7 protein-coding genes and 4 pseudogenes are annotated in these 8,951 nt (G+C 50.5%); 3 read left to right on the top strand and 8 right to left on the bottom strand.

Annotated features, from left to right (window positions below; translation table 11 throughout):
* Positions 1-59: 59 nt before the first annotated feature.
* The 3 genes and pseudogenes from ltrA to BEB42_RS26525 form a co-directional block, all read right to left on the bottom strand.
* The gene (gene ltrA / locus BEB42_RS23270; protein WP_000936286.1) at positions 60-1,961 is read right to left on the bottom strand and encodes a group II intron reverse transcriptase/maturase; all 1,902 of its coding nucleotides are present in this window, start codon (positions 1,959-1,961) and stop codon (positions 60-62) included.
* 613 nt (positions 1,962-2,574) lie between these two features.
* Positions 2,575-2,652, bottom strand: a pseudogene (locus BEB42_RS27125) (single-stranded DNA-binding protein); the annotation flags it as partial.
* Positions 2,639-2,845 (bottom strand): hypothetical protein, encoded by a 207-nt coding sequence (locus BEB42_RS26525; protein WP_000547969.1) that lies wholly within the window; start codon positions 2,843-2,845, stop codon positions 2,639-2,641. The gene BEB42_RS26525 and the pseudogene BEB42_RS27125, both read right to left, overlap by 14 nt.
* Before the next feature lie 69 nt (positions 2,846-2,914).
* Here BEB42_RS26525 and BEB42_RS26885 point away from each other — a divergent pair.
* Positions 2,915-3,428, top strand: a pseudogene (locus tag BEB42_RS26885) (hypothetical protein).
* 22 nt (positions 3,429-3,450) lie between these two features.
* Here the strand turns inward: BEB42_RS26885 and BEB42_RS23295 are convergent.
* Genes BEB42_RS23295 through BEB42_RS23305 form a run of 3 tightly spaced genes read right to left on the bottom strand, consistent with a single transcriptional unit; the run spans position 3,451 to position 5,703 of the window.
* On the bottom strand, positions 3,451-4,014 hold the full coding sequence (locus tag BEB42_RS23295) for a class I SAM-dependent methyltransferase (RefSeq protein ID WP_001352840.1): 564 nt from the start codon (positions 4,012-4,014) through the stop codon (positions 3,451-3,453).
* Between the two features lie 45 nt (positions 4,015-4,059).
* Positions 4,060-5,421: a DUF3560 domain-containing protein gene (locus tag BEB42_RS23300; protein WP_000170692.1), complete on the bottom strand. Its 1,362-nt coding sequence runs from the start codon at positions 5,419-5,421 to the stop codon at positions 4,060-4,062.
* Positions 5,422-5,472: 51 nt separating this feature from the next.
* A complete protein-coding gene (locus BEB42_RS23305; protein WP_000218642.1) occupies positions 5,473-5,703 on the bottom strand; it encodes a hypothetical protein in 231 nt (76 codons plus the stop codon).
* Between the two features lie 549 nt (positions 5,704-6,252).
* On the opposite strand from BEB42_RS23305, the pseudogene BEB42_RS26890 reads away from it, so the two are divergent.
* A pseudogene (locus BEB42_RS26890) lies at positions 6,253-6,547 on the top strand (hypothetical protein); the annotation flags it as partial.
* A 141-nt stretch (positions 6,548-6,688) separates the two neighbouring features.
* Here the strand turns inward: BEB42_RS26890 and BEB42_RS26540 are convergent.
* Positions 6,689-7,206 (bottom strand): annotated as a pseudogene (locus BEB42_RS26540) (transposase); the annotation flags it as partial.
* Positions 7,207-7,309: 103 nt separating this feature from the next.
* Positions 7,310-8,257, bottom strand: a complete 948-nt coding sequence (locus BEB42_RS23325; RefSeq protein ID WP_001255344.1) for a DMT family transporter — start codon at positions 8,255-8,257, stop codon at positions 7,310-7,312.
* 115 nt (positions 8,258-8,372) lie between these two features.
* On the opposite strand from BEB42_RS23325, the gene BEB42_RS23330 reads away from it, so the two are divergent.
* Positions 8,373-8,834 (top strand): Lrp/AsnC family transcriptional regulator, encoded by a 462-nt coding sequence (locus BEB42_RS23330; protein ID WP_000884672.1) that lies wholly within the window; start codon positions 8,373-8,375, stop codon positions 8,832-8,834.
* Positions 8,835-8,951: the final 117 nt, after the last annotated feature.

The following is an 8,951-nucleotide window of genomic DNA, read 5'->3' on the forward strand; positions in this document are numbered from 1 at the left end:
ACCGTACGTGCACCTTTCAATGCATACGGCTCTCCATTGCTAGCTTATTGGGGATAAACTCATTTAGCAGAATCCCCGCTTGAGACTGGTGATTGCAGGAGTATTCTTCCCTTTTCCTGTCTTAAATCGGGTAGTTTTCCGCTATGTAACTTGTCGTGGCAACTTGCGCACAAAATCATCGTTTTCCGGCGGCGTGCGATCATCATTAGTTGCCACAGGCTGGGTTTATATCCGGCCTTACGACCTTTCTTCAGGTCTTTTAGCTTTCTGACATGATGTACTTCGCAGCGCCCAGTCTTCGCACAATACTCGCAGATCCTTGCCCCTAATCGACGCATGATCTCTGTTGTGCGGGTTGTGATATGTGCAGTTCTCGGTTCCATATCGACAATCGTTGTTCGGTTGCGATTGACATGTTTGAGTTTGAAAACCTCAATCTTTCGGGGGCCATTTTTAGCCTGAACGGTAATAGCCAGATCTCCATTATTTTGCCGTAGCGATTTGACGACTTTATTCACTGAACTACATCGTTTATTCGCTAAGGTCTTAAAAAAGCTTTTTTGCCATATGAAATATAATTTTGATAATTTATATTTCATGTCCAGCGCCAGACTATAATAGTTCGCCAATCCGCGCATTTCAGCGTTGAAAGCAAGAACTATTTCAGCTTCACTGAGATTTTGTAGACTTGAACGATGTACTGCCTTCACATTCTCATAACAGCCATATTTCTTTTGGTGACAAAATTTAGCGGCTATATTGTCAGGAACGAAGAGCTGCACAATTCCTGTAGTGGATCTCCGGAGAGTGTGCCGCCCTTGCATTTTCTGCTTCAGCAATTTCTTCGCATCTGCCTGTCTGATTTCATAGCCTAAAAAATTAACTCCTTCTGAGATATGGCGGATCCTGGTCTTTGCTTCATTAACTTCCAATCCCAGTGAAGTAGTAATAAAGTTTCTGACCAGTCTTGATATATGTTCAGCATCTTTCTTCGAGCCGATGACACCGATTACGAAGTCATCAGCATATCGAACATAGTACATACGCCTGAAGTTTGGATCGTTCATGACCTGAGATGGTATAGAACGTTTTTCTTCAAGCAGTCGTTCAATTTCTTTCTTTATGGCTTCTTTTTCTGATTCAGAATCAGTTGCCATACCGTCTACTTTCTTTCGTAGTTTATGAATCTTATGGGCCAACCTGTTCATATCTGGATTCGCTCTTCGTTTTGTACCGCTTGTATATGCAGGAATTAAGTTCTGTTCTACAAAACGGTCCAGTTTGTCGAGGTATATATTTGCCAGTAAGGGAGAAATTATCCCACCTTGTGGCGTGCCAGAATATGAGCGATGGTATTTCCAATTGTCCACATATCCTGCCTTCAGCCACTGTTCGATTAATTTCAGGAAATTCTTATCCTTAATTTTCTCTGCCAGTGTATTCAGCAATAGTTTGTGGGGGATATTGTCAAAGAAACCTCTGATATCAACATCCACGATCCATTTAACTCCGTTCCAGACTGGACGAATAGATCTGAGCGCAGTTTCACACGAACGTTTTGGTCTGAATCCATGAGAGTGTTCAGAGAATACTGGTTCATAAACCCTTTCCAGAATAATTCTTGCTACTTCTTGCGCCAGTTTATCGTCTCCACCTGGAATCCCCAGCGGTCTGGTTTTTCCGTCCTTTTTCGGGATCTGAACTCTGCGTACAGGTTTCGCTACGTATTCTCTACTCCGCAATGTTTTTGCCAGCTTCTCTGCTCTTTCGATAGAGAAGCCATCAATGGTATCTGTTGATACACCTTGAGTCAGTGCACCTGCATTGGCCCGTATATTCACGTAGGCTTGCAGCCACAATCCGGGCTCACACGCAATTTTGTATAGATTACGTACTGGATACCCTTTTTTTGAAGCATCCTCAATTCCATCTAATCTTTTCTCAAGTTCATCAGGCAGCATTGGCTAACCCTCCTCTTAGAGATTGATGTATCTAACAACTGTCTCCCTTCCCCGCCGCACTGTGAGGCTTTCATCTCCCTTCCGGTTGATTTATACCTTTGCTGCTTCCGTATAATGCGGACTGCCGTAGCCCATTACAGGCCGACCTTGAGTACTATGGAGACTCCGCTACCATGCTGGGTATAAATCCAGTTTAGGTAGTCCCGTAGTTTCACGGTGTGGAGATGCGATGTACTTAGGATGTCTTTCGATCGTTTAACTATTTCATCAATAGCTGGCCCGTTAGAGTGGTCACAATCAACGTAGGGCGGATTTCTTGTGCTAGTACGGGAATAACGCTTCAATCGTTCTGCGTTATTGGTTTCCTGTTTCCCACATAGATCTCGACTTCAACAAACCCAGTTTATCCATATACATCTTGCATTGAGTGGTGATACTTATAACGATTTCCATATTCACCACCCTTTTCTGTGGATGCTATGTTCACCTCTCCTTTTCAGGATCTCCGAGCCTGTTACCAGGCGAGGCTAACCACAGTATGCAATGGCTATACCACTAAGCCATGTTGCTTTTCATACAACACTCCATAAAACACCGAGCTTCAACGGCGCACTCCTACGAGAATGACCTTGTTAATGCCACGAACTGCCATGATGTGTCTCCTTCTGTTGATGTTTTCAGCCCCCATCATCTTTTGAGTTTCGGGAGCCGCGGTTTTGACGTTTTGCGGGGACCTGCCTTTTGTTCCCTCCGGTATTCACCATCACCTTTTTGAGAACCTTCGCCGCAAGGGGCATCACTGCCACGGCCGGAAACGACTGTCCGGGGGCAGACCGCAAAAGTTTTTGCCTGCTTCTGGGCAAAAAGTTTTGCGGGATGTGCATTTCACCCCTGGACTGGCGGAGACGGTTGTGGCTGTATCAGCCCCCGGCGACAGGGGCTTAAACAGGTGAATGGCACCGGACAGAACAACGGGCAGGGACCCGCCGCAACGACGTGAAGCGCGGTTTGCGAAACGGCGTTGCCCCTTACATCCCAGCGGCCTTTTGCCGGGATGCCGGGAGCGCAGGCCACGGCGCGACAGAGGCGGCGCGACCGGAACGGTCGCTGCAAGCCCGGGGTTTCGCGTCAGGGATGGAAGCCCGCCAGGGCGGAGACAGCTCCGCTGGCTCCGTTCACGACAGCCCGCCCCGCCAGGGGGACGCCCGGAAAAGGCATAAGCAGGAGAACAACAAAACAGGCAGTAATCAGAACAGCAGAAAAAAGAAGAACAGTAGCAGTAGCAGTAGCAGTAGCAGTAGCAGTAGCAGGAACAACAACATCATCAGTAACAGACAAATGACAGGTCTGAAAAGACAGAAGCCCACAGCAGAACGTCCGCGTAATGAAAGGGGCGGCGCGTCAGCACGGCCCCTTTCAGCGCCACCGGCGCGCGGTCTTTTCCCGGCGCGGGCAGACGGGCATTAATCCTCCCGCCTGCCCTGTGTCATCAGGCTCGCAGACGAATAATCATCGTCGGAACACGGGTATAAGCAAACGTGCCGCACGGCAGCACCTCGCGGACATCAGAAAACGGTAACAGCTTCTCCTGCTGGCGCGGCCCGTTGAGACAGACGGCGACCAGCACGCCCCCCGGACGCAACAGGGAAAAGGCCCGCAGGATATGCCGGATATCCTGCCCGTGACTGAACGACGGATTCATGATAATCCGGCTGTAATACTGCACCGGCTGCCATTCCATGAAGTCGCCACACTGTACCCTGACACCGTTAAAATTTTCCCGCAGATACCGGACCAGCCCGCTGTTAATCTCCACCGCATCACACATGGCCCCCGGCGCGGTATCCCGAATAGCCCGCAGTATGGCCCCGGTGCCGGCAGAGGGTTCCAGAATGTGATCCCGGTTGCTGATCTCCGCCAGCGTCACCAGGCGCTCACAGACCGGGGCAGGTGTCACAAAAAGCTGAGATTCAGCCCGGATTTCAGCAACCGGCGCGACGTTATCCAGCCTTGCGCGCATCAACCGGATACGTTCTCTTAACTGACTGTGCATGTCATTATCTCCGTCATACCCCGGGCTTTTCCCCGGGGATAAGCCTTATTTCTGCGGGATTTCCGTAATTTTCATGTCGGTGATATACACATTCACCAGGCGGAAATTATTGTCCATTGTGCGGCGGTAGCGGTATGCCCCGTGGTCTTCTGCTTCTGCCACACTGCGCACAGCCTTACAGTCCCGGGGCAGGGCGGCCCACTGCGCCTTTGTCATTTCCCGGAAACCTTCCCCCGGATAGTTGACTACCGGCGGACGCTTCGCGGCCTGACTGGCGACGGCAGCCTCTTCTGCCGATGGTGCTTTGTAGTCCGTGATGCGATCGGGCGTCACTTTCATCGTGCCGCTGTACCCGAGAAAACTGTAATTTGGCGTTGTGACTGAACTCACCGCCCCGTTGCTTTTGTTCACGCGGATGATGGTCAGCCACTCGCCCCGGCTGAAAACCTGTCCGCCCGGCTCAAAATCCTGTGGCCGGGTAACCACGTCGCCGCTTTCGTCCAGCATGGCACGCTCATAGATCAGGCGGTTCTGATAGTGGTTAACCCAGCGTTGCTGATGCTGAATCTGCCGTTCATGACAGCGGATCGCAATTTCGCGGGCCTGCTCCGTGGTGATGATGTCATCATCCAGGGCCGACCATAACGATCGACTTCCTTCATACTGGCTTTTTTCTGCCGGGCGCGGATACGTATCCAGCGGGAAACAGGCACTGATACGGTCATGACTACTGATGAGTTTTGCCATATTCAGATCCAGCGATTCAGCCCGCCACATCGTCAGATATTTCTGCGACTGCGCGATGGTCTTTTCAGCCTTGCGCAAATCAGCTTCGATTTTTTTGATACGACGCCAGCGAACGTCCGGACGTTCTTTATACTTCGCGTGAATCAGTGCCGACCGCGCCCGTTCTTCCCAGTATTCCGCACGTTCAAAGAGCATCACGGCACGTTTCATGCCGTTTTCAATACGCTGCGCATCACGACGGGCGCGGCGTTCGCTGTGATGCCCCACAAGAATGGGCTGACCGGGCGGGATCATCGCGGCCAGTCTTTCCACTTCATCAAGTGCCTGTGCGGATTCACTGGCCCGCTTTCCGCTGTATCCGGTAAACCGCTCCGCCCGTGCTTCCTGACGTTCAGCGAGCGTGCTGTCTTCATCCTCAATCTCTCCGGCAAGTGAGAGGAGCACGTCTTCCCGGCCCGGTGTCCAGGCTGGCGCGACAAACAGCGTCTGTTTTGGTGCCCAACGGAAACCGGCATCATGTACTTTCTTATACGTCTCCGGGTCAAGACGTGACGCGGCATACAGGCGCAGTTTGTTGTCATCCGGTGAGTAGGTCGCGCGGTACATCTGCACAGGGCTGGCGGCTTCCGGGGCAGTCATGGTGATTGCTGCTAATGTCATAAAATGTTCTCCTTCCGTCTGTTGCCGCCCCTCGCGGGGCGGCTCACCTCATCAGTTAAAAGCGCGTTTCAGTTCGAGTGTGCGGAGCACCTGCCCGAAGGCCGTGTTTTTCATGGCGGGGATGTGTACACCACGCCCCCGGTGAAAACTCCTGGCAATGTGTCGCCCGAAGGCTTTCAGCACGGGATCAATTTCCGGCGCGGGGATGTCTTCGCGTCTGAAACGGGGATGACGGCGGGGCTTTACAGCCGCTGCGGAAGGTGAAACAATACTTACTGTCATAAATGAAACTCCTTATGACACAGGTTAGTGAAGCCGTGAAAATCGATTGCGGCGATTTCTACGGCGTGGATTAAGCAGGTCCCTGACCTGCTTTTTTCATATCTGCATCTGACGCTTTCCGGTGTTTTCCTCCTTCTGTTCCTGCGTTCTCATTACCTGCCAGCCGGATGACTGACAGAACAAATAAATGCGTATTGCCGGAGTCTGAAATAAATCCTGATTTTTAAAGAACATCACCCGTTGAGTTTCGGGAGCCGCGGTTTTGACGTTTCGCGGGAACCTGCTGCTGTATTCCCTGTGGTATGAACTTCACCCGTTTGAGAACCTTCGCCGCAAGGGGCATCACTGCCACGGCCTGACGCACCTGTCCTGGGCAGAACGCAAAATTTTTTACCGGGTTTTGGGTAAAAAATTTTGTGGGCTGTTCATTTACCCTGGACAGTCAGTGCGGCAGGTTGTGGCTGTATCAGCCCCCGGCGACAGGGACTCATACGGGTGTGTGGCACCCGGCGACAGGGACTCATACGGGTGTGTGGCACCCGGCAGGCAATGAGCAGGGCCCCGCCGCAACGACGGAGAGCGCGTGCGCGAAACGGCGTTGCCCCTTACATCCCGGCGGCCTTTTGCCGGGATGCCAGGAGCGCAGGCCACGGCGCGACAAGGGTGGCGCGACCGTTCTGGTCGCTGCAAACCCGGGGTTTTGCGTCAGGGATGGAAGCCCGCCAGGGCGGAGGCAGCTCCGCTGGCTCCGTTCACGACAGCCCGCCCCGCCAGGGGGACGCCCGGGAAAGCCATAAACAGGAGAGGAACGGAAAGAAGAGGAAGAAGAAGAACAGTAACAGGCACAGTAACCACAGAAAAATAACATCAGAAAAAAATATTCCTGACACATCACAAACGGGAAGAATAACGGGCGACGCGCCAGCGTGGCCCGCTTCCCTTCAGGCAGGCGCCAGCCTGCCTGAGGTTTTCGCGCGGGCTGACACCAGTGAACCCGGACGATATAATCAGCTTCTCCAAAAGCAAGTGAGCGGATACATTCGGGACGCGAACCGAATCCCCGGTCAGCAATGCGTATTTCGTCTGCCTTTTGCGCAAATCGATCCAGCCGTTCAGCGTCTCTGCTGTCGGTTAGCTCAAAATCAGTGAACTGACAGGTATGAGGATCATATCCCATATGTAGTCGCCATTCAGCGCTGCCGCCCCGGGCGCGCTGATTGCTGTTCCATCGACAAGACGCAATATCTTTCCGCTTGTACAACCCGTAACTGCGGCACGTACAGCAAGTGTTTGTGCGGCAAGCATGCCAAACCAGTCGGCGGCATTCCGCAGCCGCTTCAGGAGAGCCACGTCAGATAATGTTGCAACGTCATAGAGCTGAGCCCATACAGTGACTTCACGTAATGACATCCCCCCGGGGCCGTAAGCCAGCCCCAGACGCAGCAGAGTTGCAGCATCACGAATTTCGCGGCGGCGGGTGAGAGCCCCGGCATTACGTGTAGCGACCCGCGTTTATAAATACCCAACCCTGCATTTATCCGCGACGACCTGCATTCCATTTCAACCGACCCACATTAACTGAAACGAAAGCCTTTTCTTTAAATCCTCAGGAAGTCTCAGTATTCTCATGAATACCATTATTTGTTTGTGGTGAGCGATCCCGATGTTTGTTGGTTGCAGACACTCGCCGTGAGAAAAGAGTAAGAAATATCCCGGCAACAAACGGTATAATAAAAAGCATTGATTGAGTTGAAATTGCATATCCATATACATAGCTTTCCAGGCTTACCGCAATTAGAGGAAAAATAAGGAATACAAGTGAAGCCTGAAAGGCACTGGCCTTTTGCTGAAGTGCAAAGTAGCACAATATCCCAAAAACCCCGGCAACAGCTCCGAGATACAGGGTAGCTAATATTGAGTGTGATGAGAAGGCTGACACCTGTGGTCTTTCGAAGAACCATCCTGCCGCAGAAAGTAACAATCCTGCCAGAAAGCACGGGAGCGCATTAAACGTTATAACAGAGACAGTACAGCTTCTTTTCTTGCATTGAGTATATATTATGGCATGGATGATTACGGCTGAAACAAGCGCAATGATTCCCTGCCATTGGGTCTCTGTGCTTGTTTTCGTTTCTTCGAGAAGAATGCCCGCCAGTGCAACTATTGCGATAGTTAAACCCGCAATCTGCATTGAGTTTGTTTTTTCATTCAAAAACATAACTGATGCCATCAAAACAGCCACAGGCATGTTTGAAAATATAATGGAGGCAAGCCCGGAGCTGACATAGGTTTCACCATAAATCATTAATGAGAAAGGAATGGCAAAATAAAAAATACAAATTACAAGCTGGAACAAGCGTTGTCCGGGTGGAAATAAAAGCGGTGTTTTTCTTAACCATGCAATGCTGATTAAGAATGGAGCAGCAAACATAAACCTCATCCCGGTTGCAAACACTGGAGGGATAGTTTCAGCGGCTATCCGCATAGCCAGCCATGTGGTTCCCCAGGTCAGTGAAACCAGCAGGAATAATACCAATATCGTCACTCTGCGCATAAGATGCTCCCAGTAAAAGAAATTAATTTAACTTTTTAGCGGGAGAAAAATATTGTTTTCCTCACTGTTATTTTATACATTTAGAGAAAAATATTCTCTCCCAGAAGGGGCGGTTATGCTGGACAAGAAGGATAAGGAGCTGCTCAGGCTGTTACAACATGACTGTACACTGTGTCTGCAGGACCTGGCAGCGGCTGTCGATTTAACGCCGAATCCTTGCTGGAAGCGTATAAAACGTCTTGAAGATGAGGGGATCATCACTGGTCGGGTTGCGCTGTTGAGTAAGGATAAGCTTAACTTGTCGCTTACAGCCTTCGTGATGATAAAAACACAAAACCACAGCCATGACTGGTATAAACATTTCGTTTCTCAGGTCAATAGTATGCCAGAAGTGATGACTTTTTTCCGTACCACGGGAGAATATGATTATCTTCTTCAGGTAGTGGTTTCAGATATGAAGGGGTACGATAGTTTTTACAAAAAGCTGGTCAGTTCAGTAAGCGGGTTGTGTGATGTAACATCCAGTTTTTCCATGGAGGAAATAAAATACACCACTCAACTTCCATTACCAGGTTAATGGTTTCGCTATTAATTGTCAGTCTCCATAAAACGACCGAGACCTGCCCCCAGTATTAGATACAACGATCAGTTAGTAATGTCGGTTTGTTTACCTTCTAATTTTCCATTTCTCCAG

Origin of the sequence: Escherichia sp. MOD1-EC5990 (assembly GCF_002965285.1) — a bacterium.
GTDB classification, from domain to species: Bacteria; Pseudomonadota; Gammaproteobacteria; order Enterobacterales; family Enterobacteriaceae; genus Escherichia; species Escherichia coli_F.

Coding starts and splice junctions, on each gene's coding strand:
- ltrA (WP_000936286.1), bottom strand. CDS start 1,961: ATGCTGCCTGATGAACTTGAGAAAAGATTAGATGGAATTGAGGATGCT.
- BEB42_RS26525 (WP_000547969.1), bottom strand. CDS start 2,845: ATGCACATCCCGCAAAACTTTTTGCCCAGAAGCAGGCAAAAACTTTTG.
- BEB42_RS23295 (WP_001352840.1), bottom strand. CDS start 4,014: ATGCACAGTCAGTTAAGAGAACGTATCCGGTTGATGCGCGCAAGGCTG.
- BEB42_RS23300 (WP_000170692.1), bottom strand. CDS start 5,421: ATGACATTAGCAGCAATCACCATGACTGCCCCGGAAGCCGCCAGCCCT.
- BEB42_RS23305 (WP_000218642.1), bottom strand. CDS start 5,703: ATGACAGTAAGTATTGTTTCACCTTCCGCAGCGGCTGTAAAGCCCCGC.
- BEB42_RS23325 (WP_001255344.1), bottom strand. CDS start 8,257: ATGCGCAGAGTGACGATATTGGTATTATTCCTGCTGGTTTCACTGACC.
- BEB42_RS23330 (WP_000884672.1), top strand. CDS start 8,373: ATGCTGGACAAGAAGGATAAGGAGCTGCTCAGGCTGTTACAACATGAC.